Raw genomic sequence first — 25,727 nt, forward strand, 5'->3', positions numbered from 1 at the left:
AGAGCGCCGTCATCCGTCGCAAGGCGCAGGAAGTAGACGCCCGCCATCACCTCCGCGCCGTGCGCGTCCCGGCCATCACGCGGAACTCATCCACCGCCGCCTCCACCAGCGAAGGGTCCCCCGTGTCGCTGGCAACGAACTTCACCTGCCCGGGTGTTCCGACCGACCAAGCATGACCCGCAGGACATAGACACGCTGGAAACGCGACTATGTCCTGTCGTGGTCCATGCTCTTGTTCGGCTCATTCCTCTTCTTGAGGTAGTTCACCACGCGAAGGATGCGCAACTGATCGACCTCCTGCACTGACAGACCCGGGACACCCTTGGCGGTGAGCAGTTTCTCCCGCTTCTCGTCGGACACATTGTCCGACAACCAGGTTTCCAGTGTGGTCAGAATCGCTTTCTCCTCCACTCCGCCTTCGGCGATCATCACGGCGCCCGTGTCTAGCGGATGGGTCGCCCCCACATAGAGAAGCCAAGGCTGAAGCGGCGTCCCCACCTCTTCTTTCTGCATACGACCGTCGAGGCACAACTTGAACTCCTTGCCATCAGAATCCTCCAGAACAAGTCCCGTCGTGCCTCCGTCCCTGTAGTACAGGACAGTCTTGACTTGGATTGGCGCCTTCGGAAGAGTGATTCCATCCTGCTCTTCAGCCATTCCACGGATAGGGCCCAAAGCGGCGCATATCAGAGCCAGGGCCAACATTGCCTGAAGTGCCTTCATGCATCCTCCCTTTGATTTCTCCGCCCGGCGACCGCCCTTCGCTTCAGCGGCAAGGGCGGCCAGCGCGGCGCCGGGTCTGCCAACCGTGTGACGGCCGCAAGTAACTGTTCAGGGGCAAGTCATCGTACAGCTGCGCTATACTGTTGTTCATTGAAGAAGAATAAGCAAGTCCGGATTCCGGACCCCTCCCCCGGGCGCTGCCGATCGGGCAATGCCAGGACCGTGTCCATCGCGGACTTGATCCGCTAACGGACTACCGTCATCTTCCGGGTGAGAGCGCCGTCATCCGTCGCAAGGCGCAGGAAGTAGACGCCCGCCATCACCTCCGCGCCGTGCGCGTCCCGGCCATCCCAGCGGGCGCGATGCGTACCGGACTCCCGCACTCCGGAGAAGAGCGTCCGCACGAGCCTCCCGCTCACATCGTACACGGAAAGAGAGACGGCTCCCCTCGCGGGCAACGCATAGTCCACCCATGTCGTGCCGGGCACCGGATTGGGGTGGGCCGGCGAGAGCGCCAAGGCACTCGTGGCGATGACCGCATCCGCCACACCCGTGGGCTGCCCGGTTCCGGCCAGCACGCGGAACTCGTCCACCGCCGCCTCCACCAGCGAAGGGTCCCCCGTGTCGCTGGCGACGAACTTCACCTGCACCTGCCCGGGTGTCCCGAACATCTCGCGAACATCCACTTCCACGCTCTGCCACGAAAGTGCCGGCTCCTGCGTGTACTCGATGTTGAACCAACTGCCTCCGCCGTCGTTGGAGATCTCCACCTCCCAGATGTCCGTTCTCGGGGCCGTCCCCGTCTGGTTGGAATACCAGCGCTCGTACTTCACCTTCGCGTTGTCCGCCCAACTCACATCGAACACCGGGGAAAGGAGCGTGGTCGCCCCCCCGTCCACATCGTTGCAACCCAGCGTGCACCCGGCATGACACTGCATCCCCTCGCACTGACCCGTGACGAAACACATCGCCCCCGGGTCAGGAGTGGCATCATTCTCCGGCTGCGCCATCGTCCCGATCGGGTCCACAAGTTCCCAGATCCCGGTCGTGGCATCGTCTCCCGCGTAACCCACGGTCCACCCCGGTCCGCCGGACTCCAGGTCGTCGTACGCAACGGTCAGGTCAAACTCGTGGAGTTCCCCGGGAGCCGCCGCCGGATTCATCCCTTCGTTTCCATAGATGTCCTTGGCATGCAGGTAGTACTCGACTTCGCCCATTCCCCCAAGCTCCGTGAGCTCTGCTCGATATCGGTCCTGCGTGCCTTCCGGTGCCATCAGAACATATTGGAAAGCGCCCCCGTTCACACGATAAGCCAGCCGGACTTCCGACGGATCCAGTGGACCCTCAGTGGACACGATGTCCGCCACGACCTCTCGTCGGGAAGTGGTGTCCGGGCAGTGCCCGAGGGGTGTGTGTGAAATCAGCACGCCGACAAGAACCGGCGGACATTCGAAGCCGTGGTTTGTGGCCGCCACGCAGAGGTCTTCGTGGTGCGGCGTGCCGTTGTCGAGATTCCCGTCGACATCATCCGCCCAGAACGACCACAGCACTTGGTCGGGGAAGGTCTGCGGAAGCCCGAGCACGCGGGAGTAATGCCACACGGCGCGCGCCACGGAGTCCGCTTCGGCTTCCGGCAGAGAGGCTCGAAGTTCCCGCCAGGCATCCCAGTGAAAACCGGCGAGAATCTGACCGCTGGTGTGAGGCTGGCCGGGGACCACATCGTCCGGCCACTGGAGCGTGTTCTCTGAATCCCGAACGCCGGTCACGCAGTCTCCGTCGAAATACCCGACGCCGATGACCGAACTTCCCGTCATGAGATTCGCGAGAATGTCCGAGTTCCCTTCGTGCATATCGTTGGGGGGATCCGTGGTTCCGCCTGCGGTGTAGATTCCATTCGTCACGCCATGCCCGTACTCGTGGTACAGGACATCCGAAATCCGCCCCGTGTTCGCATAGGCCCCCTGCTCCGCGCAGAGGTTGATGGATCCGTCGGCGAAGTCCCACCACGCGTTTCCCGGGCAGTACCCGTCCGATCGGCCGACCCGTGTCGTGACGGGACGATCCATCCCGACAAACCCCGGATCGATCGTCTTCAGAAAGTCGTGCGCGCGGTTGCCATTGATGAAGGCATCCCGTTCGTCGGGCAGGGAGTTCTGATCGTCCCAGGAGATCGTGAGGAGGCTCCCGGGAGAGACCATTTCGAAGTGCGTTGCGTCCTGCCCGTACGATCGGTCCACATCGATCCACAGACCCGAAAGTTCCATCTTCAGGAGCGCGTACCCCGCGCCGGAGACGGGAACGGAGAAGTACCCGGAGGAGTCGGTCCATGTGGAGTCCACACCGATCACCCCCACCATCTGACTTGACGAAGGCACCGGGGCGTATCCATCGCAGTAGGAAGGGCACTCCGCCTCCGCCAGCACCGTCCCCGCCACCTCCAGCGTGTGATTCAGATTTCGTCGCCCCAGAAGGTCGCCCGAGTGCGCGTCCAGAAACACCTCCCACTCTCCGAGTGGAACTTCGCTGGAGAATCGGACACGCCATGCCAGCGTCGGAACAAACGCCTCCACCCCCGGCGCGGGCATGTAGACCAGATCCGCCGAGGTTTCCCCGGAAGCATCGGGGACCGTGCCCAGTTGCGAAGCCGCCAGCGCAATCGCCGAGGACGCATCCATCCCGGGAACGGGACTCCCGAACCCGTCCGGGAAGAAGTCCGATCCGAAAGCCGCCGCCATGCCTTCGTCCGTCAGCAGAACGAAGGCTCGCGCGGAGACGACGGGCAGCCCGTTTGCGACTTGCCGGAAATGCACGGCCCACTTGCCACGCTCATGAAACGCGCCAAGGAAGATCGCGTTGGCATTGCTGACCGCGAACGCGTCCGGATAGGAGCGGAGGAACGCGAGCGCCACCATTCGGGCGTCGGCCGCGCATCGGATTCCGCCCGGCGCAAGAAGCAATCCCTCTCCCCAGACCGCGTGCGCCGTTCCGGTCCAGGGATTGTGTCGAGCGTGCCACCGGCCACCCAGCTCCAGGTGCCGCCCGCATGGACTGTCCGGGAGTGTGTCCGTGCGGACGGTCGCCTCAAGACGCCGGTACGCCGGGACCACCTCCGCGCCGCCAACCGGGGCGAACGCATACGCAACACCGCACACCGGCATCCCGATGGCAAGCCAGAGGAGTAGGGATGGACCCCGACGCATGCAGACACTCCAAGAGGCGGGAAAGGCTTGAACGATTCACCACGGGGGGGAAGTGGCGGTGGCGGGTGGATCTGAAATCATTATACAGGATCGTGCGACCGGATGAAACCGCCCTGACCGCGACTGTCCCTGTCCGCCCCGGCGATGCCGCGCGCCTTCGCGCCGGGACCGCTTTCCGCGAGGGGGGCGGGCGCGTGTCCGGACGAAAGGAATGATGCGGGCCGTCGCGTCCGGCGTATACTTCGTGCGGCTTGCGGGGCCGTATGCGGACCCCGTTCGGAAGATCCTGCTCATTCGCCGACCGGGAGGACAACATGAGGGAAGTCGCGGCCGCCACCCTTCTTCTTCTGGCGGTCGCGGTCGCAAGACCCGCCGCGGAGGATGACATTTCCCGTGGGGTCACCCATGAGCAGATGAAGGTCCGGATCGCCCGTGAAGAAGCTCGCGTCCGGGGCGTACTGGCCGCCGACCTTCTCACGAAGACGCTCGGCGCGGAACTGAAGGCCGCCGTGTCCTCCGGGGGGCCAGCTGAGGCAGTGACCGTGTGCGCCTCGCGAGCCATGGCACTGACCGACAGCGTCTCCGCCGTGCTCGGTCTTCGCATCCGCCGTGTCAGTGATCGGAACCGCAATCCGGGCGGCGCTCCGAACCAGCTCGAACGCGCAGTCCTCGCGCGTTTCTCCGAGGAGGGCGCCCCGGCCGACACCTTCTTCGCGGACAGTGCCGGCGACTGGCATTACCTGCGCGCCATTCGCATTGAGAAGCCGCTCTGTCTGAAATGCCACGGCCCGAAAGAGGAGCTGGCCGAAGATGTCCGCGCCGTTCTTCGGCAGGACTACCCGGAGGATCTGGCCACCGGGTATCGGTTCAGGGAGCTTCGGGGAGCGTTCTCGGTGACTGTCCCCGCCCGGTGATGCGGGCGGCCATCCGCCGCACATCCTCCAGCACGACATACCCCACGGGGACGAGGCCCAGCGTGATGAAGGTCGAGAAGATCACACCAAACGCCAGCGACACCGCCAGCGGAATCAGGAACTGCGCCTGAACGCTCTTCTCGAACAGCATGGGGCTCAGGCCCGCGAAGGTAGTGAGCGAGGTCAGCATGATCGCACGGAAACGCTTCACTCCGGCTTCGCGCGCGGCTTCCAGCGTGCCCTTTCCTTCGGCCACGCCCCGATTCACAAAGTGGACCAGAACGAGGCTGTCGTTCACAACCACGCCGGACAGTGCCACCACGCCCGCAAGGGATAGAATCGTCAGGTCCATCCCCATGATGATGTGGCCCCAGATTGCACCGACAATCCCGAATGGAATGGCGGACATCACAATGATCGGCTGGATATAGGACTTCAGGGGAACGGCCAGCAGGACGAAGACAAACAGCATCGCGACGGAGAACCCCCGGATCAGATGGTCGATCATCTCCCGTTGCTCTTTCTGTTCGCCCTCCAGCGAATACGACACATCCGGATGGTCACGCAGAACCGCCGGGAGAACGTCCGTCGTGACTGCGCGGACAATCTCGTTGGAACTGGCGATGCTCAGGTCCACATCGCCGATGACATCGATGACGCGCTTGCGGTCGGAACGGTTGATCGCGGAATACCCCCGCCCCTTCTCCGCGAACGCCACTGTCCCGAACGGCACCTCCACTCCGCCCGCCGTTCGAATGCGCATCCGCTCCAGATCCCCGAGAGAGCGACGCCGGTTCTCGGGATAGCGCACCATGACTCTGACATCGTCGCGACCGCGCTGAATGCGCTGCACCTCTTCACCGTAGAATGCCTGTCGCACCTGCCGCGCCAGATCGATCAGCGTGATCCCCAGCACTTCCGCTTCCGGCCGAAGCGACAGGCGAATCTCTTCCTTCCCCAGCCGGAAAGAGTCTCCGACATCGAGCGTTCCCGGGTATTCGCGAATCCTCGCCTGCACCTCCTGCGACACTTCACGCAACTCCGCAAGGTCCGGCCCGGCCAGCTGCACATGGATCGCCTGTCCCGCATCAAAGAGGCTGGAGGTATAGGTCAGTTCCTCCACATCGGGAATCGGGCCCGTCAGTTCCCGCCACCGGCGAGCCAGGTATGCGCTGGAGATCTTTCGGCCCTCCGACGGGGAGAGTTCCAGGTGGACCTCCGCAAGATGCTCCCCGCCAAACGACGCAGCCACTCCCAGCGGGCCATGCGCCGCACGGGCACGATACGGTTGCGCCCCGACCGACACGAGTCCATGTCGAATGGCCCCGGCATTCTCCGGGGAGTCCTCTTCAATCTCCCGCCGCAGGAGGTCCGCGGAATCGGACAGCCGGGAGACCATCTGCTCGGTAACTTCCGCTGGCGTTCCCTTGGGCATGGTGAGGAAGGAGACGATGTGGTCCGCCTCCACCGGAGGGAAGAACACGAAGCGAAGCCAACCGCCGCCCACCAGTCCGACCGTGATCAGAAGCGTGGCAAAGCCCACGGCCAGCGTGAGGTATCTCCAGCGCAAAGCGAAGTCAAGCCCGGGCCGGTAGTAGTTCCGGACCACCCGCTGAAGCCCCGCGTCTACTTTCCCCTGAAACCGGTTCCACCCGGAGAGAAGCCCCGTCGCACGGTCTCGCAGGCGCACATGCGACAGGTGCGCCGGAAGAATGAAGAGCGATTCAACCAGCGAAAGCAATAGCACCGGGATCACGATCAACGGGATCACCCGCCAGACCTGCCCCATGGTCCCGGGGAGCGTCAGAAGGGGCGTGAAGGTGACGATGGTGGTAAGCACCGCGAAGCACACGGGCGTCATGACGCGAAGCGCTCCCTGAACGGAGGCCTCCACGCCACGCTCACCACGCTGAAGCCGGGAGTAGATGCTCTCCCCCACCACGATGGCATCATCCACGACAATCCCCAGCACGACGATGAACCCGAAGAGCGAGATCAGGTTGATCGACACGCCCATTGTCGGCATGAGCCACACCGCGCCCAGGAAGGAGATGGGGATCCCCAGCGCGACCCAGAACGCCAGGCGAAGCCGAAGGAAGAGCGCAAGACACAGGAACACCAGCGCGAGACCCGTCCGACCGTTCCGAATGAGCAGACTGAGGCGCCCGCGCAGGATCACGGAGTCGTCCTCCCAGACGGTCAGCGAGATCCCCTCGGGATAACGACCTGAATCCGAAGCCCGAGCCACGAACTCCTTCACGCGGTCCGCCACATGAAGAGCGTTCTGGTCGCCCACGCGAAAAACGCGCACGAGAAGCGCGGGTGCTCCGTCGAAGAACGCCTTCTCTCCGGTATCGCGGAAGCCGTCGCGCACCGTGGCGACATCCCGCAACAGCACGCGTGTCCCGTCGGGTCGAGTCATCAGCACGATGTCGCCGAAATCTCCCCCGGTGTACGCCTGCCCGCTCGTCCGGAAGAGCACTTCGCCGCCCGCCGTCTTGACCGATCCACCCGGAAGTTCCAGCGACGATTGCCGGACGGCACGCGCAACCAGATCGATCGTGAGACCATGTCGCTCCAGAGCATCCTCCGAAACCTCCACGGAGATCTCGTAAGGACGGGCAAAGCCCAGATCCACCTGCGTGATTCCCTCAAGCGCGGCAATGTCATCCCGGACCTTCTCCGCATAACGCTTGAGCGATGCTTCCTCGGCATCTCCGGAGACCGCCACGGAGAGCACCTGGCGTCGAACCACAACATCTTCGACCACGGGGTTTTCGGCGTTCTCGGGAAAGTTCTCGATGGCATCGACGCGCGCCTTGATCTCGTCCAGGAGATCGCTGTGGTCCTTTCCGGGAACCGTCTCCGCCGTGACCTGGCCGGCCCCCTCCGCGGCGGTTGCGGTGATCCTCCGAATGCCCTCCAGCCCTTCAATCTCCTCTTCAATGCGAAGGCAGATCCCGTTCTCCACCTCCTCCGGAGACGCGCCCGGGTAGAGGACCGATACCGCGATCATCCCGGCGGATATCTCGGGAAAGATCTCGCGCTTGATGATCGGATAGGTGAGCATCCCGCCCACGAGGATCAGCACCATCAGGAGATTTGCGGCGACCGGGTTGCCGGCCATCCATCGAACAGGGGCTCTCAACGCGCGCCTCCCGGGATCTCTTCCAGAACGGTCCGCACGGTCATGCCCTCAACAGGGGCAGCCATGGCCGACAGGCACACGAGGTCCCCGTCGGCAAGCCCGCTTCCGATCACGGCATCCTCCCCGTGCACGCGCACGACGCCGACGCTCCGGTAGCGAAGCTGGTCCCCCTCGACAAGAAGCACCCGGTCCCCGCCCCGCAACACCGACCGGGGGAGAACGACCGCATCGTCCATCGTGAGACCCTCCACACGCGCTTCCACGAAAAGTCCCGTCATCAGCGGCGGGCGACCATTCGCTCCGGGAGTCATGGGGTCCGCAATGCGTGCGACGAGTTTCACGGTGCGCGTTCTCGGGTCGATCTCGCCCTCTGCTCGTGCGACGACGCCGCTCCATTCGTGGGTGCGCCCCGCGAAGTCCCCGGTCAGACGAACCGCTGGCTCTGCGGCCGTATCCACGAACGCCATGTCCTCAACAGGAACTGGCAGTCGGACAAGCGCCGCCTCGCTGCCGTAGATCCTCCCGAGCGGCGTACCGGGCGCCACCTGTCCCCCGACATCGACCGCCTTCGCGCGCACCTGTCCGTCATAGGGAGCGCGCACGACCGTGCGGTCGAGGTCGAGTCGCGCACGACCCAGCAACGCCTCCGCCGCCGCATGCTGCGCACGCGCTTCCGCTACATGGGGCAGTCGCAGCACCAGTGCGTCCGGAGCGTCGGCCCCACCGAGCCGCTCCCAGTCGGCGCGAGCCACCTCGGCCTCTCCTTCTTCATGCAGGAGCCGGACCCATGCCTGCGCGACCGCCGCTTCGGCCTGAACGACGGCCAGTTCATAGTCGGCCGGGTCAATCCGCAGAAGAAGATCCCCATCATCAAAGAACCCACCCGCGACAAACGACGGCGACACCTCCATGACTTCGCCCGCCACGCGCGCGACAAGGTCCGTTTCCACTTCCGCTTCGACCATCCCCCGGGAGTAAACATCCAGACGGACTCGGCTCGTCTCCACCTCCATGACACGGACGAGCGGCGGCGGAACCGCCGTGGCTTCGGACCGAACCGCACGCCGGGTCTTCACCAGCGTGACGGCTCCGATCGCTCCGAGAGCGACGACAAGAACGGGAAGGAGAACTTTCGGGTGAATCTTCATGAGCCTCATCCTTCGGAATCGGGTTCGCGGGGAGCGTCCCCGACGGTCGGCGGCAGTTCCCCGCCAAGGGCAAGATGCAGATCGACGCGGTTCACAAGACGACGAAGGCGCACGGCGACGAGGCCGCTTTCAGCAGCATGGGCGCCGCGGCGGGCCTGAAGCAGCATGATGACATCGGACAGGCCGGACTCGTACCGCTCCGTCGCGAGACGCTCGGCCTCCTGCGATTCCCGGGCCGCTTCACGCCGGGCCGCCTCCGCTTCGGCAAGATGCGCATCCGCCGCGAGAAGCCCCTCCACCTCCGCGCATGCCCCCAGCACATCCCCCGCCCATGCGGCGAGCGCCTGATCTTCGATCGCACCGGCCTGTGCGACGCGCGCGCGGAGCTTCCCCCGCTGGAAGAGCGGCTGCAGAACTCCGGCGACGAGTCCCCAGGTGGAGAAGTCCCCTTCCGTAAGGTCCTGCAGCGCCGAACTCGTGCGACCGCCTGACGCCGTGAGGCTGATGCGCGGGAGCAGAGCGCGGCGCGCTTCGGACCGCGCGGCCCCGGCTGCCGCCAGGCGCCGCTCCGCCGCCACCAGATCCGGACGACGAAGCAGCAGATCCGCCGGGAGCCCGGCGGGAACGGATTCCGGAATCGGGAGGGGGCCCTCCGGGTGCATTTCTCCAGCAGGATAGCGTCCCAGCAGCACTTCGAGCGACCGCGTCAGTCGGTCCAGCGCGATCCTCCGGTCGGCCAGCACCGCCTCGGCCCCGGCCGCTTCGGCGCGAAGAAGCCGGAGATCGAGCGAGGGCCTCAACCCGCGCCGATAGCGTTCGCGAACGCGACTCTCCGCGGCCCGGTAGCTGCCGACCGTCGCCCGGGCGAGTTCCTCCTGCTGCCGCGCTTCCACTACCGCGAACCAGCTCTTGACCGTCTGCGCGGCAATGGACAAGCGCGCGGCCTCATACTCCGCGGCGGTGGCCTCATACGACGCGACCCCCGCCGAAGCGGCGGCCCGCACCCGTCCCCAGAGGTCCACTTCCCAGGAAACATCCACTGACGCCCCGTAACCGGTGGAGGTCGACGAGATCCCCCCTCCGGAACCCCCGGGAATCGGCAGGCCGACGAACACCTGTCGGGATCGTGTCCGCTGGAGACCAGCCTGCACGCCCGGCAGAAGGCCCGCTCCGGCCATGCGAGCCTCGGCGGCGGCGGCCTCCACTCCGGCGGCGGCGGCGACGAGATCCCGATTGTGCAGGAGCGCTTCTTCCACAAGCCCGGGAAGACGCGGATCCCCCAACGACTCCCAGAACCCGGCGGCGGAACCGGCGGCGGAGTCCGGCGGCGCGGCGGTGAACGACGACGGAAAATCCGGCGCAAGACGGGTTGGCGTGCGCGGCGGCGAAGATGCGCACCCCGCGGTCAGGAGCGCAGCGACGAGAGAGGCCGCGGCCGGGGACCACACACGCATCACGACGCCCCCCCGGCATCCGGGTCCACCGCATTCGACCGGAACCCGGCCACCACGAACGGAATGAGATGGTCCAGAACCGGCCCGTCGCAACAACTCCCGCTGTCGTCAGGATGACCAGCCCCCATCCGGGAGCCATGGATCATCGCGAAGGCCATGGCGCCCAGCGCGAACCGCATCCGCCACAGAATGACCTCCTGCGGAACTCCCGGAAGCGCGCGCGACAACGCCGCCGAGAATCTCCCCAGCACCTCATGGAAGAGAGACGCAATCAGCGGACGCAACTCTTCGCCCGCTTCCATGTGCGCGCGCCCCATAAGCTGCATGAAGGTGAAGCCGCCATCTTCCGACCGCTCCCCAAGGCGAAGCGCCGGAGACAGAAGCGCGGTGAAGATGTCCTCCAGCGCAGGGCCGCTCTCCGGGGCGGCGGCCTCACACGCATCGAGCAAACGGATTCGCTCCGCATTCATCGGCTGGACCCGGCGGGCGAAGACGGCCTTCACGAGTTCCGCTCTCGACCCGAAGTGGTAGTGGACCGCTGCGAGATTCGCGTTCGCCTCGTAAGTGACCTGCCGCAAGGAAGTCGCGGCAATCCCCTGCCTGGCAAAGAGCTGTTCCGCCGCATCGAGCAGGCGATCCCGCGTGGCTGCGTGGGCTTCGCCGGGTAGATCGCTCGGACAGTTCATGGAGCCTCCCGAACAGTGAATCGGTCTCTGAGACCGTGCGAATCAAACGGGGGTTTCAAACATACGCTTGAATGATCGGCAGGTCAAACGGTACCCTTCACCGCCTTGAGTTGGGCACCTGGGGAGTGGGGTCGCCTGACGGAGTCCACTCATCGCAAGGAGACACCCGATTGAGACCGGAGGGGGCAATAACTCCCGGCAAGCTCCAACGCTAGCCAGTCTTGCCAAGAGAATCGCTAACTCCCGTGGTTGCATCGCATTTGGCTCCACACGGGTCTTGCTCTGTGCTATACTTCGCTCACCTTCCGCCCCGGAGGTTGAACGAATGGCTGCTTCTTCACGGTCCACTCTCCCGGCGCGACTGCTCATGCTGGCCGCACTTCACCTGCTTTCCGCCGCTCCGGCAAAGGCCACCGTCTATTACCTCCGCGCGGACGGAACGGGCGACATCGCCACGATTCGCGAGGCGCTGGACATTGTGGTGAACGGGGATGTCATCGAACTGGCCGACGGGACCTACCGCGGCTGGGGCAGCTGGGGGCTGGAGTTCCACGGCAAGGCCATCACGCTCCGCTCCGGAAGCGGGAATCCGGAAGACTGCATCATCGACTGCGAAGCGTCGGAACGCGCGCTCATCTTCTGGGCGTTCGAGGGGCCGGATTCGCGGGTGGAGGGCATCACCATCCGCAACGGACAGGTGACATACGGCGGGGCGATCTACTGTTCGTATTCTTCGCCCACGATCACCAACTGCATTCTCACGGAGAATGTCGCCACACTGAACGGCGGTGCCGTCTTCATTCAGCACGCTTCGCCGGTCATCGAGGACTGCGTGATCACCGAGAACTCGTCTTACTTCTCCGGCGGCGGGATTCGATGCGAACGCTCCGCCTCCCCGACCATCCGAAACTGCACCATCTCGGGGAATGAGGCCGGCTACGATGGCGGCGGTGTTTCCTGCTACGAGTACTCCTCACCGCTCATCACCGGCTGCACGATCACGGCGAACACCGCCGTCTTCAGCGCGGGCGGCGTACAGGGGAACTACCACTGCGATGTCGAACTGGTGGACTGTGTTGTCGTGGGCAACGCGGCCGGGGCCTACGGCGGCGGCTGCTCCTTCGTGACGGATTCAGAGCCCGTCGTCGAAGGCTCCACCATATCCGGCAACCGCGCCACCAGCTACGGCGGCGGCATCTACCTTCAGGGGTCCCAGCCCGAGGTGGAGCGGTCCATCCTGTGGGGCAATTGCTCCAACGACGGGCCCGAGCTCTACACCGCCGATGCCACATCCGACATCCAGTTCCTGTGCTGCGTGGTCGACTCCTCCGCGTTCTTTGGACCGGGCGAAGTCGACTTCTCGCCGGGGAGCGTCTTCACCGACCCGCTCTTCTGCGCGGGGTGGCCCTGCGCGTCCGCACCGTCCGGCTGGGGTGATTACACGCTGGACGGCGCCTCCCCGTGCATCGCGGAGAACAACAGCTGCGGCGTGCAGATCGGGGCGCTCGGCTTCGGGTGCGGCGTGGACGCGCTGTCCCCGGCTTCCTGGGGTGCCGTCAAGGCTCGCTACCGCTGACCCTGCGCGGGACCGCCCCCGCCTGCTCTCGCTGGTGAACAACGGGTGCAGGCGGGGAAGGCCGGCGATCACCAGTCGATCCTCTCGGGCTGTGGCGCCTGGCCGCCCAGTTGGCCGGGTTGGCCCGGATGTACTCGCGGATGCGATTCAGCGAGGGTGCGCTTCGAATGATGCTGTCGTGGTAGTTGCGTTGCCAGACCCTTGTGCCTGGAGTGTTGTACAGCATGCGGATGCGGCGAGTCGTGGCCGACTTGAATCCGCCAACCAATGCGCCGATCGACTTGGGGCGCGGACCGCGTTCCCGTCGGCGTCACGCTCCATGACCTTCCCGCGATCCAGAATCCACTTCCATTCCCCGGACTTCGTGAGAAGACGATGCTCCGTTTCATAGAACGGGGTTTCCCCGTCCAGGTGCTTCTGAAGAACGGCCATCACCATGGGCATGTCGTCGGGGTGGACCAGTTTCTCCCAGGTGCTGACATTCCCTTCCAGCTCACCCGGCAGGTACTCCAGCATCTCCATCCAGCGGCGGCTGAAGTGAACATCTCCCGTGACGATATTCCAGTCCCACACACCCTCGTCAGATCCGGCAAGAGCGAGCTTCAACCGCTCTTCGCTTTCGCGCAGAGCTTCCAGTTCCTGACCGTGCAACGACTGCCCGGCCGACCACGGCTTCGCGGAGTCCATGACACCTCGCCTGGGGGAACTGCGTGCTTCGGGCCTGGGGGAAAGACGACCCGTGCGGCTACTCTACGCCAATCGGCTGAAGTGTAGCACTTCTTGAACTCTCGGACCATCCCGGCCACAATGCCCCGGTTCACCGGTCGGATGGGAGTCCGGGTGCGCAGGGTTGCCGGGTCGCGGGAGAGCCTCTTGTCCACAAGTCGGACCATTGCGAAGAACGCTGGTTTCCTGTTCCTGATGCGGGGTACGGGGTTCGTGCTGTCGTTCGTGCTCGTGATGGCCATCGGCCGAATCCTCGGCCGCGAAGGGCTGGGCGTCTACACGCTGGCCACCGCTTTCCTTCAGGTGTTCGTCCTCATCCCGAACTTCGGACTCGACACGCTGGCCATCCGCGATGTCGCCCGCGATCGCAGGCGAGCCGGTTCCTACTTCGCGGAGATGATGGGCGCGAAGCTGGCGCTCACGCTTCCCGCCTGCCTGTTGATGCTGGGCGCGGTGGAACTGCTCCACTATCCGCCGGAGACGACCACCGCCATCCGACTCCTGTGCCTCGCCCTCCTGGCGGATCCGCTGGCCGAGGCCGCCGCGGCCGTTTATCAGGGCTTCGAACGCATGGAGTTCATGACCATGGCGTCCGGCGGGATGAAGATCGTCGTCACGGGAGTGAGCCTTGCGCTTCTCGCTCGCGGGGCGGGGGTGGTCGATGTGCTGGTGGTTCAGGTCGCGGGGAGCTTTGCCGTCATTCCCGTGCACCTGCTCCTCCTCCGCCGACTCTCCCTTCGCATTCCGCAACGCCCTTCCCGCGCGGGAATGATGACACTCCTCCACGAAGCCTACCCGCTCTTCCTCACGAATCTCGTCGGGTTGCTCTACTTCCGCATGGATGTGGTCATGCTGTCCAAGCTCCGCGACGAAGCGGAAGTGGGTCTCTACGGCGCGGCATACAGTGTGCTGCGCGCGCTCGTGATGATTCCGTCCATCTTCGTGACCGCGATCTATCCGGTGCTCTCACGCCTCTACGGAAACGACGGCGCGTCACTCCGGCGTCTCTGCGATACGGCATTCCGTTACCAGCTGGCGGTGGGCCTTCCGCTCGTGGCCGGCCTCTCCACGCTCGCGCCGGAGACGATGCATCTCGTATACGGCGACGACTTCGCGCCTTCCGGCCCCGCGCTCCGAATCCTGATCTGGACGCTCTTCTTCTTCTTCACGAACACCCTCCTCGGGTACATGCTCTTCACCGCCGGGAAGCAACGCAGCTTTCTGTCGATCAAACTCATCGCGCTGGCTGTCAACGGAGTCGCCAATGCGATCCTCATCCCGCGTTACGGCATTCAGGGCGCCGCAGCGGCCACCGTCGGGACCACTTTCGTGAGCTTCGCCCTGCATCATCGCCTCGTGACGCAACACCTCTACCGCGTGAACTTCCCGAAGATCCTCTGGCGACCCGTGGTGGCTTCAGCGGTGATGGCGCTGGCGGTTCACCTCGCCCGCGATTGGCCGACCGGCGCGGTGATCCCGGCAGGCGCGGCCCTGTACGCGTTCGTGGCACTCGTCCTTCTTCGCATTCTCGGTCCGGACGACCGGGAGATCCTGCGGACCATCCTGCGGCGCGGATCCACCGCACCGCCTCCGGAAGGAACACCATGACTGCCCACCCACTCGCGACCGCCCGCGCGGCGGAAGCGTTCCTCGCCTGCCCCGAGGATGGAGCGCGGCTGAAGACCGGGCCTGGCGAAGTGACTTGCCCGTCCTGCGGGACCCGGTGGCCACGCATCGGCAAGGTCCCCGTCTTCTCCGATCCCGACGGATACTGGGGCGAGATTCCCCAGCGTGAAATGGAGCCTCTTCTGGAGGAGGCGGAACTGGAAGGCTGGGACCGGGCGCTGCGCAGGAGGCTTCTCGGAGAGACGGGAGAACTCCGCGACAGGCCTGACGCCGGGGCCGACGAAGAAGGCGCCGCCCCGCGCGGGCGATTCCTCTACGACTACGCCACCGACGCCTCGCGAGCGGACTGGCGATTTCTTCTTCCGCTGAACGAAGACAGCCGTGTGCTGGACATCGGCGCCGGATGGGGCGCCCTCTCGATGGCGATCGCCCCCGAGGTGGGACTCGTCGTCGCAGCGGACGACATGGTAGAGCGCGCCCGCTTTCTTGAGATCCGCGCCCGCCAGTCCGGCTTCGACCATGTGCAGCCCATCGCGACCCCCGCTCAGGACATCCCCTTCCCGGACGGCACCTTCGATCTGGTCATCCTGAACGGCGTGCTGGAGTGGGTGGGGCTGTCCCGAGTGCGACGCAACCCGCGCGATGTCCAGCGCCTCGTGCTGGAGAACATCCACCGGAAGATCGCGCCGGGGGGCAGCCTCTACATCGGAATCGAAAACCGATACGGCTACCACTACTTCACCGGCACTCCCGATGACCACACGAAGCTCCGAGGGACCAACCTCATGCCCCGATTCATGGCACAGGCATGGACTCGGATGCGGACCGGACGGGACTATCGCGCCTACACGCACTCGCTGGACGGCTACCGAAGGCTTCTCAAGAGCGCGGGCTTCGGGGGGATCTCCTTCCACGCAACGCTCCCCACCTACCGGAACCCGCGGGAGATCATCCCGCTCGATGATCCCACCGTCTTCGACCACTACGCGACGCGCACCCCCGCACGGACCGTCGGCCGCCGGGTGAAGGTGGCGCTGGCCCGCGCGGGATTCCGCGCCGGAGTCATCCCGAGGCTCATCCCGCACTATGCCATCCTCGCCACGCGGGAGAGGTCGCGATGATCGACATCCTTCGCAAGACGATCGCCGACCGGTGGGAACGCATGAACCTCCCCGGGAACCCGACGCTGGATCTGTCGTTTCTCCTGTCCGGGGGAGTCGGGGGACGGCACGGCAAGGTGCTGCTCTTCGCATTCCGCCGGGGAGATCCACGCCCGCTTCTCCTGGTCAAGATGCCGCGCGTGAAGACCGCACACCGCTGGGTCGAGCACGAGTATTCGTTCCTGGAGGAACTGGCCGAAGCCGCCCCCACCGGAGTCGGGCACCTCTTCCCCGAGGCGCTCTTCCGGGTCACGGACGGGGCGCGGCTTGCCACTGCGCAGAGCATCCTGCCCGGTGTTCCGATGGACCGTCTGCCGACGCCGGGATCTCCCGGTGCGCCCTCCTCGGAAGACTTGCTGGACCTTGCCCGGCGATGGCTGGCGCGATTCTGGCGCGCGACCACCTTTCCAGAAGGAAACGAGCGCGCCCTCTGGCAGCCGGTCACCGACGCGGTGGAGCGGTTCCCACGGGAGCGTGATCACCTGCCCGCGCCGGTGCTCGACGGGGCCGAGGAGGTTCTCGCGGGAATCCACGCGCGGAAGGAGAAGACCTCTCCGGTCGCAATCGGACACGGCGACTTTCTCGCGTCCAACCTTATCCTCCACGGGGCCAGCGCGGGTGCGGTGGACTGGGAGTTCGGCGCAAAACGGCAACTCCCGTGGGTGGACCCCGTCCACTTCGCCGTGGATCACTGCCTCCGGCACGGAATGCAGACCGGACGCGGACGACTCGGGGGGTTCCGCGAGGGGTTTCTGGAGCGGTCCGCCCTCTCGCACCGCATTCGCGACTTCCTCTGGGAGTGCGCGACGGAAGGCGGCGTCCCTCACGAGGTGCTTCCGATCGCGCTCCCCGCCTACATCATGGCATCCACGGTCCGCATGGAGACCTTCTTCTCGCGCGATTACCCGGTTACCCGCGAATGGGAAGCGATCGCGGCCGAGTGTCTGCTTCCTGACTCCATCGCACTCCTCCACCAGACGCTCGGGATCTCCTGATGACCCCTGACCCCACCCGCGCCACACCAAAGAGCACTCCTTCGGCGCGCATCGTGCGTGGGGTTGTCAGTGCCGGACTGCTCGGCTTCCTCTTGTGGCGCGCCGATCTCTCGGGGATCGTGGCCCGCCTTGCCGGAGTTCACGCGGGGAGCCTCCTTGCGGCATGCGTGCTCCTGCATGTGGACCGTATGCTTCAGGCATGGAAGTGGCGCGGGCTTCTGCTCAGTTCCGGCACCCCGATCCGGCTGCGTGATGCCATCGCCAACACCTACATGGGCAACTTCGCGGGGCAGTTCCTGCCGTCCGGCGTGGGTGGCGATGTGGCTCGCGTCTTTCTGCTTCGCAAGATGCGCCTGCCCACCGATGAAGTGGTCGCCTCGATCGCCATGGAGCGCGTCGTCGGGTTTTGCGCGCTCCTCGCCACAGCGTCCGTTGCGGTGCTTGTGGGAGCCTTCCTCGACGCTCCCGCACCCGAAGGCCTCCCCGGCGGCATCCTCGTCGTATCCGCCATTGCCGCCGCAGGTGCCGTCACCAGTCTTTCCCCGCGCTTTGAGTCCATCACCACGCGACTCTCCCGGCCGCTGGAACGCTTTCGCCTGCGGGCGCTCGCCGACTCTCTGATTCGCGCCTATCGAAGGTACGCAGGCCGGAAGCGCGCCGTCACCGTGTACTTCTTCCTATCCATTGTGGAAGTGGCGGCGATGACGCTCGTGACTCATGTCGCCTGCCTGTCGTTGAGCCTCAAGGTCGGCCTTGTCCCGTTGCTCCTCATTGTCCCGGTGACCCTCGTGTCGATGCGCATCCCCGTCTCCGTGAACGGACTGGGCGTTCGCGAGGGCGTGCTCGTCTTCACGCTCGGCGCGCTGGGCCACTCCGCGGAAGCGGCACTCGCGCTGTCCGTGACTATGCGGTTCCTGGATCTTGGCGTTTCCGCAATCGGCGGCCTGCTCTTCTGGACACAACGCGGCGAACAAGACCGCCCGCCTTCCCAAGAGCATCCTCGGTAATGCACACGGTGGTCGGCAGAAGAAGCGAAGTGAGAACCGTCGACACGGCCAGCCCCCCGATCAAGACAAGCGCCATCGAGTAGTAGTAGACCCCACCGAGAGCGGGCTTTCGAACCACGATCGGGATCAGCCCCAGAAGCGTCGTCGCGGCGGTCATGAGAACGGGCCGCAACCGCTCCGCGCCGCCGCGAAGCATCGAATCGCGGCGGGCCATTCCGCTTCGACGATACCCGTTGATGTGCTCGATCATCACGATGCCGTTGTTCACCACTACGCCGAGCAGCAGGAACAGCCCCACCGACGCCGGTTGGTCGAAATCCGTCCCGGTGAAGTACAGCATCCAGAGTGCGCCCGCCACGGCGAACGGAAGAGAGATCATCAGCGACACAGCCTGACGCGCGGATTCAAAGAGAGAGGCCATCACTCCAAAGATCAACCCCAGCGCCAGAAGAAGATTCAGAAAAAACTCCCGCTGGCTTTCGCGCGAATCCCTCCGGAAAGAATCGAAGTCCCATGAATACCCGTACGGGAGAGCCATCTCCTCCAGCGCGGCCCGCGCCGCTGCCGCGTGCTCTTCCTTCTGCCCTTCCTCGTAGCGCGCTCCCACCCAGACTCCGGTCACTCGATCGTCGCGCTGGATGTCGTCCGGTCCCTTCACCACCGCAAACTCCGCAACGCTGGCCAGAGGCACCGGCGCGGCGCCCCCGCGGGGCAAGGGAAGGTCATGCAGGCTGTGGAGGTTTGTCACTTCTCCTTCGTCGAGCGCAAGTTCCATCTCCACTTCGCCATCTGGGCCGAGGAAGCGAGGAAGCCTGCGGCCGCGAAAGGTGAGCCCCACGATCTGGCCGGGTTCGTCCACCGGCACGCCGTAAGCCCGCGCACGATCCCGGTCTATCCTCGTTTCCACCTCCAGCTTTCCGCCGTCGGCGGAGGAGTAGAAGTCAAAGAGTCCATCCACGCCCTCCAGGAGTTGCCGGGCTTCATCGGCCAGTTCCGCGAGTTTCCCCGTGTCCTCTCCGCGTAGTTGAAATGCAACGCGCTTCCCGCGATTCCGCTGCCAGAAGGGTCGGCTGTCCTGTACCTGAAGACGCACGCCGGGAATCTTCGGCACGACTTCCTGAAGGCCACGCCGGATGCGGTTCATTTCCTCTTCGTGCGTATGTCCCTCTTCCATGTAGAGGCGCGTGATCATCCATCGTTCGTTCCAGAAACTGTAGATGGAACGGATGTGGAACTCCTCGCGATGACCGTCGAGCACCTCTTCCACCCGGTTGATCAAGGCCTCTTTCCGGTCCAGCGGAAGTTCCTCACTCAGGATATAGCGGACGCCGACGAACATCTCGGGCGAACTCACATCGAAGTTCTTCTCGACACCGCGGTACGGAACGACGGCCGAGGCCATCACGGCGATTCCCGCCAGCGGCGCGATCCAGCGATGATCCAGCGTGAAGTCGAGAGCGCGGACATAGCGGCGGCGAAGCGCCGACATGAAGCGCGAAGTCCCCGGCAGTGCGGCGGTGCGGGATCGGGCCATTGCCAGTGGAATGAGCGTCTGGCTGATGAAGAGCGACGCCACGAGGGTGAAGCAGATCGTGAGACCCAGTTCCCGAAGGTAGAGGTTCATCTCATTCGGTCGGGAGAAGATGATCGGCAGGAAGACGATGATCGATGTCAGGGTCGCCGCCGTGATGGCCACGGACACCTCGCGCGACCCGAAGAGCGCGGCAACACGCCCTGACATCCCCTTCTCCCGATACCGGTGGATGTTCTCCATCACGACCACCGCGTTGTCCACGAGCATCCCGATTCCTACAATGAGTCCCAGGAGGGTCAGCGTGTTGAGCGTGGCCCCCCGCGCCCAGACCACGGCACACGCCGCGATGACGGAGAACGGAATGCACGCCACGACAATCAGCGTCGGTCGAACTCTCCGCAGGAAGAGAAACAGCATGATGGACGCGAGAATCCCGCCCAGAACACCGGTGTGCCGGAGGTCGGCCAGCGTCTTTCGTATCTCCTTCCCCTGATCTTCCCAGACAAGGAAACGAATCCCCGACAGATCCGGGTCCGCGTCCATGGCAGCGACACGCGCGCGAATCTCTTCGCTGATGGTGACCGTGTTCGCGCTCGGTTCTTTCGTGACACTCACGCCGATGGCAAACTGCCGGTCGAGATGCCGCCCGTATTCCAGGGGCGGCTCTGCAAAGGTCACAACCGCGACATCCTCCAGCCGGATTCCGGACGCGGAAACGGCCACCTGACGAATCTCGTCGATCTCTCGGAAACGCCCCAGGCTGCGCAGCAGGATCCGGCGATCTCCCTTGCGCACCACGCCCAGCGCACGATCCTGGTTGTTCTCCGCCAGTGCCGACATGACCTCGCGAATGTCCACGCGGTGTCGGGAAAGCGCGTCCAGTCGCAGGTCGATTCGGACTTCGCGGGGGTTCACGCCATCCAGCGTCACCTGAGCCACACCGGCGATTCGCTCCAGTGGACGAACGATCTTCCGTTCCAGAAGTTCGTAATCGCGACTCAGATCCCGAGCGGAGGAGATCCGTCCCTCCATGATCGTCTCGCCCGTTTCCCGGGGATTCCAGTGGGGCGAGATCTGCAGTCGCTCCAGATCGTCCGGGAGATCGTCCCGCATCCGGTCCACGCGTTCCCGAATCTCCGCACGCGCGGCATCCAGATCCGTTCCCCATCGGAAGGTGACATTCACGCGACCGCCCTGTTGATCGCAGCGGGACCAGACTCGTTCCAGCCCTTTCAGCGAGCCGAGTTCTTCTTCCAGCGGACGGATGATGTTCCGCTCCACCGTCTCCGGCGACGCGTTGGGGTACTCGGCAATCACATAGAGCGCGGGGCGCTCCACTTCCGGCATGAACGCCAGCGGGAGCCTCGCGATGGCGAGAAGTCCGAGAACAAGAATCGAGACGAGCAGCATTGCGGTCGTGACGGGTCGGCGAATGGCCAGTTCGGGAAGCGTCACGACGCGGCCTCGGGCGTCCCGGCCTCCGCCGCGGCCAGCTCCGCGGCCAGGTCCCCTTCTTCGGATACGCGCCCGGGTACCGTCAGGTAGAGAGCCGGAATCACCGCCAGCGTCAGGAGGGTTCCCACCGCCAACCCGGCGATCACGACCATGGCCAGCGGGGCGCGAAGTTCCGACCCTTCGCCGAAGCTCACCGCCATCGGCACGAGTCCCAGCACGGTAGTCAGCGTGGTCATCACAATCGGGCGCAGACGCACAAGCGCCGCCTCCACCACCGCTTCCCGCGTCTCCATACCCTGACGACGGTTCCGGTTGATGGCGTCCACCAGCACGATGGCGTTGTTCACCACCACCCCGGCAAGGAAGATCGTCCCCAGGAGCGAGATCACATTCAGCGTATGACCGCCCAGTCCCAGCCCCGCCACAATGCCCACCAGAGCCAGCGGCAATGTAAAGAGAATCAGAAGTGGATGGAGCAGGTTCTCGAAAGTCCCGGCCATCACGAGATAGACCAGGAAGACCGCCAGCAGAAGCGCGAACCGCAGGCTGTCGAAGGAGACGCTCATCTCTCGATTCTGGCCGCCTTCCTCCCACGAGATCCCGGCCGGGGGCGGAAACGCGCGCACGACTCCGGCCAGGTCTTCCGACACGGCACCCAGACTCCGGCCTGACACCTCTCCGGCAAGGATCGCCGCGCGACCCTGCTGAATCCGGTGAATCTCAGATGGACCCCGCGCCGCTTCCAGTTCCGCGACTGCGGAGAGCTTGATCGGAATGCCGCCACGCTCGCTGACGATCAGGTTCTCGATGTCTTCGATGCTGTCCCGGTCAATCTCTCGGTTTCGCATCCTGATGTCGATGTGTCTCTCCGCCTCCCGGAATCGAGACGCGACGGTTCCCATGACGCGGTGGTGGAGCGCGTCAGAGACATCTCGAACGGTCAGTCCGAGCGAAGCCAGCCTGTCGCGATCGAAGACCACCGACAGTTCCGGGTTCCCGGATTCAAGCGAACTTCGCGCGTCGACAAAGCCGGGGATCGCCTCCGCCCGGGGAAGCAGTTCGGAAAGATATGCGGCGAGCGCGTCCAGATCCTCCCCGTGAAACACCAGTTCGACCGGCGTACTCAGACTGAAGAAGGACGGTCGCGCCAGCCGGGTTGAAAGGTCCGGGATTGCGGCATACTGCTCGCGAAGGTGTGCCGCGGCGAGAGCCTCTGCGTCCGAGTCGGTTCGATTCTCCATCACGACATCCACTTGCCCCAGATTCTCGTCCTGCGTCTTCATGGAAAGCCCGCCCGCCACAAGGCGGCTTCCCACGCTGGAGAACACTCGCGCCACGCCCGGTTCCGCGCGGGCCGCTTCTTCCATGGACGCCATCACCCGGTCCGTCACCGTGAGCGGCGTCCCCTCGGGAAGAGTGACCTCAAAGTGGAACTCTCCCTCCGTCAGTTCGGGGACCAGCTCGCGCCCGAGCCGGGGCACGATCGCCACGGCCGCGAGGAACAGCAGAGACGCGACGCCAAGCGTCAGCCCCCGCCGGTCGAGGACCGCGTGAAGGAAGCGCTCGTACGCCCGGGTGCCGCGGCCTCTCCCTCTCGTGTGGCCCGCCTTCGCGCTCCCTCCGCCGCCGAGCGAAGACAGCATGGGGATCACCGTCAACGCAACGACCAGCGACGCCACGAGGCTCGCTGTGACCGTCAGTGCCTGATCGCGGAAGAGTTGCCCGGCAATGCCCTCTACGAAGACGATCGGCAGGAACACCGCCACCGTCGTCAACACGGATGCCGCCACCGCGCCGCCCACCTCGCAGGTGCCTTCGATGGCGGCGGCAGCACGGGAGAGACCGTCCGCGCGCTTTCGGTGGATCGCCTCCAGCACAACAATCGACGCATCCACCAGCATACCGATCCCGAGCGTCAGCCCCCCCAGCGACATGATGTTCAGCGACACGCCCATGCGGTACATCAGGATGAAGGTCACCACGATGGACAGCGGAATGGATGTGGCAATCACCAGTGTGGGGCGAGCATCGCGCAGGAAGAAGAACAAGACCGCAATCGCCAGAAGGCCGCCGAGAAGAAGCGCGCCCCGCACCTCCCGAATCGATCGGCGAATGAAGCGAGCCTGATCGAACAGGACGACCACTTCCATGCCGTCCGGCAAGGCCTCTTCGATCAGGGCGATCTTCTCCCGCACCGACGCCGACACGGCGACCGCATTCCCGTCGCCCTCTTTGTGCACGGCAATCTCCACCGACTCGCGCCCGTCCACGCGAGTGATCTCCTCACGATCCTTCGATCCGCGCACCACCTCGGCGACATCCCGGAGACGCACCACCGCGCCCCCTGATCCGGAGACCGCCAACTCCCCGATCTCCTCCACAGTCTCGTACTCGTTCAGCGTTCGCACAAGGTAGCGGCTTTCCTTCGATTCCAGCGCGCCGCCCGGTTGGTTCACATTGGACGCCGCAAGCACCCGCGCCACCTCGGACGGCTCCACACCGAGTGCGGCCAGTCGCCCCTGGCGGAGGTCCACGCGAATCTCCTCCTCCAGACCGCCCTTGATCCGCGCGGCCGCCACGCCGGGAATCGTCTCCAGTGACTCCTTCACCTCTTCCTCCGCCACCCGGCGCAGGAACGCGAGATCGTCCGATCCCGTGAGTGCCATCCGCATCACGGGATCGAGCGCGGGGTCGTATCGGAGCACGATGGGGTCTTCCACTTCCTCCGGGAGTTGAAGGCGATCCAGCTTTTCGCGAACATCCATGGAGAGTTCGTCCATGTCCGCCCCCCAGCCGAACTCCAGCGTCACCTCCGATACGCCGGACCGGGAGATGGAGTGAATCTCACGCAATCCGCGCATGACGCCCACCGTCTCTTCGACCGGGCGTGTCACGAGGTACTCCACTTCCGCGGGCGCGGTATCCGGGTACTCCGTGCGGACGGTGATGGACGGGTAGGTGATGTCGGGAAGGAGATCCAGCGGGAGACGGGAGAATCCCACCACGCCGAACGCGGTCGCCGCGAGCGCCACCATGAGCACCGTGACGCGCCGGGTCACCGCCGTGCGAACAACCCCGCGAATCATGAGGATTCCGGCGCTTCCGGGATCTCAACCGGCGCGCCGTCTTTGAGCTTGCGCTGCCCCTTCACGACAACGCGTTCTCCTTCGGCCACGCCTTCGGTAAGTTCGGTGTCGTCCCCTTCGACGAATCCGGTCGTCACGGTCCGGCGCACGGCCGTGCCGTCTTCCACCACAAAGACCACGCTCTCCCCTCGATCTTCAAAGACCGCGATCGAAGGAACGATGAGTGTGTTCTCGTGACGCGCCGTCACAATCCGTACCCGCGCGAAATCGCCGGGGCGCACGGATTCGGGCGCTTCGTGAATCTCCGCGGTCACTTTCACCGTTCCGGAAGTCGGGTCCACCACAGGACTGACCAGGTGGACGACCCCACGGAGCGGTTCGGAACAGCCGTCGACCGAAAGCTCGATCTCCTGCGCCTCCGCCACGCTCCCCATCCTCGTCGCGGGGATGTGAATGCGTGCCAGCAGCGGGTCTGTGTCCATCATCGCAAAGAGCGGCGTCCCGACGGCCACATTCGCGCCGAGATCCGTGAGTCGCGCCGTGACCTTCCCCGTGAACGGCGCGCGCACGCGTGTCCAGGACAGTTCGAGCCCGGCGCGATCACGCTCGGCCTGTGCCAGCGCCAGCGTATTCTCCGCGGTCTCGAACTCCTCATCGGAGAGAATCCCCGCCTCTCGCATGGCATCCCGCCGACGGTGCTCCGCCCGCGCCTTCTCCACCCCCAGTTCCGCCTGCCTCAGGCGGAGTACCGCATCGTCGTCCTCCAGACGCAGCAGTTCGTCACCTGCCGCGACCTCATCCCCCTCCTCATGGAAGACCTCCCGCACCACGCCCGTGGCCCGCGCCCAGATCTCCGCATGGCTCTCGGCGGCCAGCGTCGTGGTGGATGCGTGATAAGCGGACACCGTTCCGACTCGCGCCAGCTCCACCGCCACCGGTACGCTCTCCCCGCCGCCCGGACGCTTGCCGCGGCCTCCCTTCCTCTGCGCCCCGTGCTTTTCAACGGCCGGGGACTCTTCAGCCGCGTCTTCCCCCCCACATCCGGGGAACACAAGCAGAAGCGACAGCCCGACAGCAAACGGAAGTGTGACGGCGAAAGTGCGAAGAAAATGTCTCATGGCGGACCTTGTTGTTCCCGGGAAGCAGGTGGCAGACGGCGCGACATCAGGCGGGAGGAGCCGAATCACGCAGTCCGTGCACAGGCGGACCCGATGAGCCTAGCAGATCGGACCGAACCGGCCAATCGAATGCGCCGCAAGGCAAGCGCGATCCGGGCTTGATCTTCCGAT

16 protein-coding genes are annotated in these 25,727 nt (G+C 65.1%); 6 read left to right on the plus strand and 10 right to left on the minus strand.

What is annotated here, in order from left to right; genetic code table 11:
* Positions 1–207 precede the first annotated feature (207 nt).
* Together QF819_00005 and QF819_00010 are read right to left on the minus strand one after the other, a co-directional pair.
* The gene (locus QF819_00005; GenBank protein MDP6801545.1) at positions 208–657 is read right to left on the minus strand and encodes a hypothetical protein; all 450 of its coding nucleotides are present in this window, start codon (positions 655–657) and stop codon (positions 208–210) included.
* Between the two features lie 311 nt (positions 658–968).
* Entirely contained in the window at positions 969–3,923 is a 2,955-nt protein-coding gene (locus QF819_00010; GenBank protein ID MDP6801546.1) for a FlgD immunoglobulin-like domain containing protein, read from the minus strand.
* Positions 3,924–4,237: 314 nt separating this feature from the next.
* On the opposite strand from QF819_00010, the gene QF819_00015 reads away from it, so the two are divergent.
* A complete protein-coding gene (locus QF819_00015) occupies positions 4,238–4,837 on the plus strand; it encodes a DUF3365 domain-containing protein (protein ID MDP6801547.1) in 600 nt (199 codons plus the stop codon).
* Here QF819_00015 and QF819_00020 read toward each other — a convergent pair.
* The 4 genes from QF819_00020 to QF819_00035 are packed head-to-tail and all read right to left on the minus strand — an operon-like array spanning position 4,791 to position 11,273.
* Positions 4,791–7,985: an efflux RND transporter permease subunit gene (locus QF819_00020; protein MDP6801548.1), complete on the minus strand. Its 3,195-nt coding sequence runs from the start codon at positions 7,983–7,985 to the stop codon at positions 4,791–4,793. The genes QF819_00015 and QF819_00020 overlap by 47 nt on opposite strands.
* Positions 7,982–9,142 (minus strand): efflux RND transporter periplasmic adaptor subunit, encoded by a 1,161-nt coding sequence (locus tag QF819_00025; protein MDP6801549.1) that lies wholly within the window; start codon positions 9,140–9,142, stop codon positions 7,982–7,984. The genes QF819_00020 and QF819_00025 overlap by 4 nt, the downstream gene beginning before the upstream one ends.
* Positions 9,139–10,587, minus strand: coding sequence for an efflux transporter outer membrane subunit (locus QF819_00030; GenBank protein ID MDP6801550.1), 1,449 nt, complete (start codon positions 10,585–10,587; stop codon positions 9,139–9,141). The genes QF819_00025 and QF819_00030 overlap by 4 nt, the downstream gene beginning before the upstream one ends.
* Positions 10,587–11,273: a TetR/AcrR family transcriptional regulator gene (locus QF819_00035; protein MDP6801551.1), complete on the minus strand. Its 687-nt coding sequence runs from the start codon at positions 11,271–11,273 to the stop codon at positions 10,587–10,589. Before QF819_00035 ends, QF819_00030 begins: the two co-directional genes overlap by 1 nt.
* A gap of 325 nt (positions 11,274–11,598) precedes the next feature.
* Here QF819_00035 and QF819_00040 point away from each other — a divergent pair, with 325 nt between their 5' ends.
* The gene (locus tag QF819_00040; GenBank protein MDP6801552.1) at positions 11,599–12,849 is read left to right on the plus strand and encodes a right-handed parallel beta-helix repeat-containing protein; all 1,251 of its coding nucleotides are present in this window, start codon (positions 11,599–11,601) and stop codon (positions 12,847–12,849) included.
* Between the two features lie 147 nt (positions 12,850–12,996).
* On the opposite strand, the gene QF819_00045 is transcribed toward QF819_00040, so the two are convergent.
* Positions 12,997–13,536, minus strand: a complete 540-nt coding sequence (locus QF819_00045; protein ID MDP6801553.1) for a PAS domain-containing protein — start codon at positions 13,534–13,536, stop codon at positions 12,997–12,999.
* Between the two features lie 186 nt (positions 13,537–13,722).
* Between QF819_00045 and QF819_00050 the strand changes: the two genes are divergently transcribed.
* The 4 genes from QF819_00050 to QF819_00065 are packed head-to-tail and all read left to right on the plus strand — an operon-like array spanning position 13,723 to position 18,363.
* The gene (locus QF819_00050) at positions 13,723–15,183 is read left to right on the plus strand and encodes a flippase (GenBank protein MDP6801554.1); all 1,461 of its coding nucleotides are present in this window, start codon (positions 13,723–13,725) and stop codon (positions 15,181–15,183) included.
* On the plus strand, positions 15,180–16,322 hold the full coding sequence (locus QF819_00055; GenBank protein MDP6801555.1) for a class I SAM-dependent methyltransferase: 1,143 nt from the start codon (positions 15,180–15,182) through the stop codon (positions 16,320–16,322). Before QF819_00050 ends, QF819_00055 begins: the two co-directional genes overlap by 4 nt.
* Complete coding sequence (locus tag QF819_00060) at positions 16,319–17,356, plus strand: phosphotransferase (GenBank protein ID MDP6801556.1); 1,038 nt, start codon at positions 16,319–16,321, stop codon at positions 17,354–17,356. The genes QF819_00055 and QF819_00060 overlap by 4 nt, the downstream gene beginning before the upstream one ends.
* Positions 17,356–18,363 carry a lysylphosphatidylglycerol synthase transmembrane domain-containing protein gene (locus tag QF819_00065; GenBank protein MDP6801557.1) on the plus strand — a complete coding sequence of 336 codons (1,008 nt, stop codon included), beginning with the start codon at positions 17,356–17,358 and terminating at the stop codon, positions 18,361–18,363. The genes QF819_00060 and QF819_00065 overlap by 1 nt, the downstream gene beginning before the upstream one ends.
* On the opposite strand, the gene QF819_00070 is transcribed toward QF819_00065, so the two are convergent.
* From QF819_00070 to QF819_00080, 3 genes are read right to left on the minus strand one after another with little or no spacing between them, the layout of a single operon-like run.
* Complete coding sequence (locus QF819_00070; protein ID MDP6801558.1) at positions 18,260–21,352, minus strand: efflux RND transporter permease subunit; 3,093 nt, start codon at positions 21,350–21,352, stop codon at positions 18,260–18,262. The genes QF819_00065 and QF819_00070 overlap by 104 nt on opposite strands.
* Positions 21,349–24,438, minus strand: a complete 3,090-nt coding sequence (locus tag QF819_00075) for an efflux RND transporter permease subunit (GenBank protein ID MDP6801559.1) — start codon at positions 24,436–24,438, stop codon at positions 21,349–21,351. Before QF819_00075 ends, QF819_00070 begins: the two co-directional genes overlap by 4 nt.
* On the minus strand, positions 24,435–25,556 hold the full coding sequence (locus QF819_00080) for an efflux RND transporter periplasmic adaptor subunit (GenBank protein ID MDP6801560.1): 1,122 nt from the start codon (positions 25,554–25,556) through the stop codon (positions 24,435–24,437). Before QF819_00080 ends, QF819_00075 begins: the two co-directional genes overlap by 4 nt.
* Positions 25,557–25,727: the final 171 nt, after the last annotated feature.

This window comes from Gemmatimonadota bacterium, from assembly GCA_030747075.1.
In the GTDB taxonomy this organism is placed as follows: Bacteria; ARS69; ARS69; order ARS69; family ARS69; genus ARS69.

Coding starts and splice junctions, on each gene's coding strand:
- QF819_00005 (MDP6801545.1), bottom strand. CDS start 657: ATGGCTGAAGAGCAGGATGGAATCACTCTTCCGAAGGCGCCAATCCAA.
- QF819_00010 (MDP6801546.1), bottom strand. CDS start 3,923: ATGCGTCGGGGTCCATCCCTACTCCTCTGGCTTGCCATCGGGATGCCG.
- QF819_00015 (MDP6801547.1), top strand. CDS start 4,238: ATGAGGGAAGTCGCGGCCGCCACCCTTCTTCTTCTGGCGGTCGCGGTC.
- QF819_00025 (MDP6801549.1), bottom strand. CDS start 9,142: ATGAGGCTCATGAAGATTCACCCGAAAGTTCTCCTTCCCGTTCTTGTC.
- QF819_00030 (MDP6801550.1), bottom strand. CDS start 10,587: ATGCGTGTGTGGTCCCCGGCCGCGGCCTCTCTCGTCGCTGCGCTCCTG.
- QF819_00035 (MDP6801551.1), bottom strand. CDS start 11,273: ATGAACTGTCCGAGCGATCTACCCGGCGAAGCCCACGCAGCCACGCGG.
- QF819_00040 (MDP6801552.1), top strand. CDS start 11,599: ATGGCTGCTTCTTCACGGTCCACTCTCCCGGCGCGACTGCTCATGCTG.
- QF819_00045 (MDP6801553.1), bottom strand. CDS start 13,536: ATGGACTCCGCGAAGCCGTGGTCGGCCGGGCAGTCGTTGCACGGTCAG.
- QF819_00055 (MDP6801555.1), top strand. CDS start 15,180: ATGACTGCCCACCCACTCGCGACCGCCCGCGCGGCGGAAGCGTTCCTC.
- QF819_00060 (MDP6801556.1), top strand. CDS start 16,319: ATGATCGACATCCTTCGCAAGACGATCGCCGACCGGTGGGAACGCATG.
- QF819_00065 (MDP6801557.1), top strand. CDS start 17,356: ATGACCCCTGACCCCACCCGCGCCACACCAAAGAGCACTCCTTCGGCG.
- QF819_00075 (MDP6801559.1), bottom strand. CDS start 24,438: ATGATTCGCGGGGTTGTTCGCACGGCGGTGACCCGGCGCGTCACGGTG.
- QF819_00080 (MDP6801560.1), bottom strand. CDS start 25,556: ATGAGACATTTTCTTCGCACTTTCGCCGTCACACTTCCGTTTGCTGTC.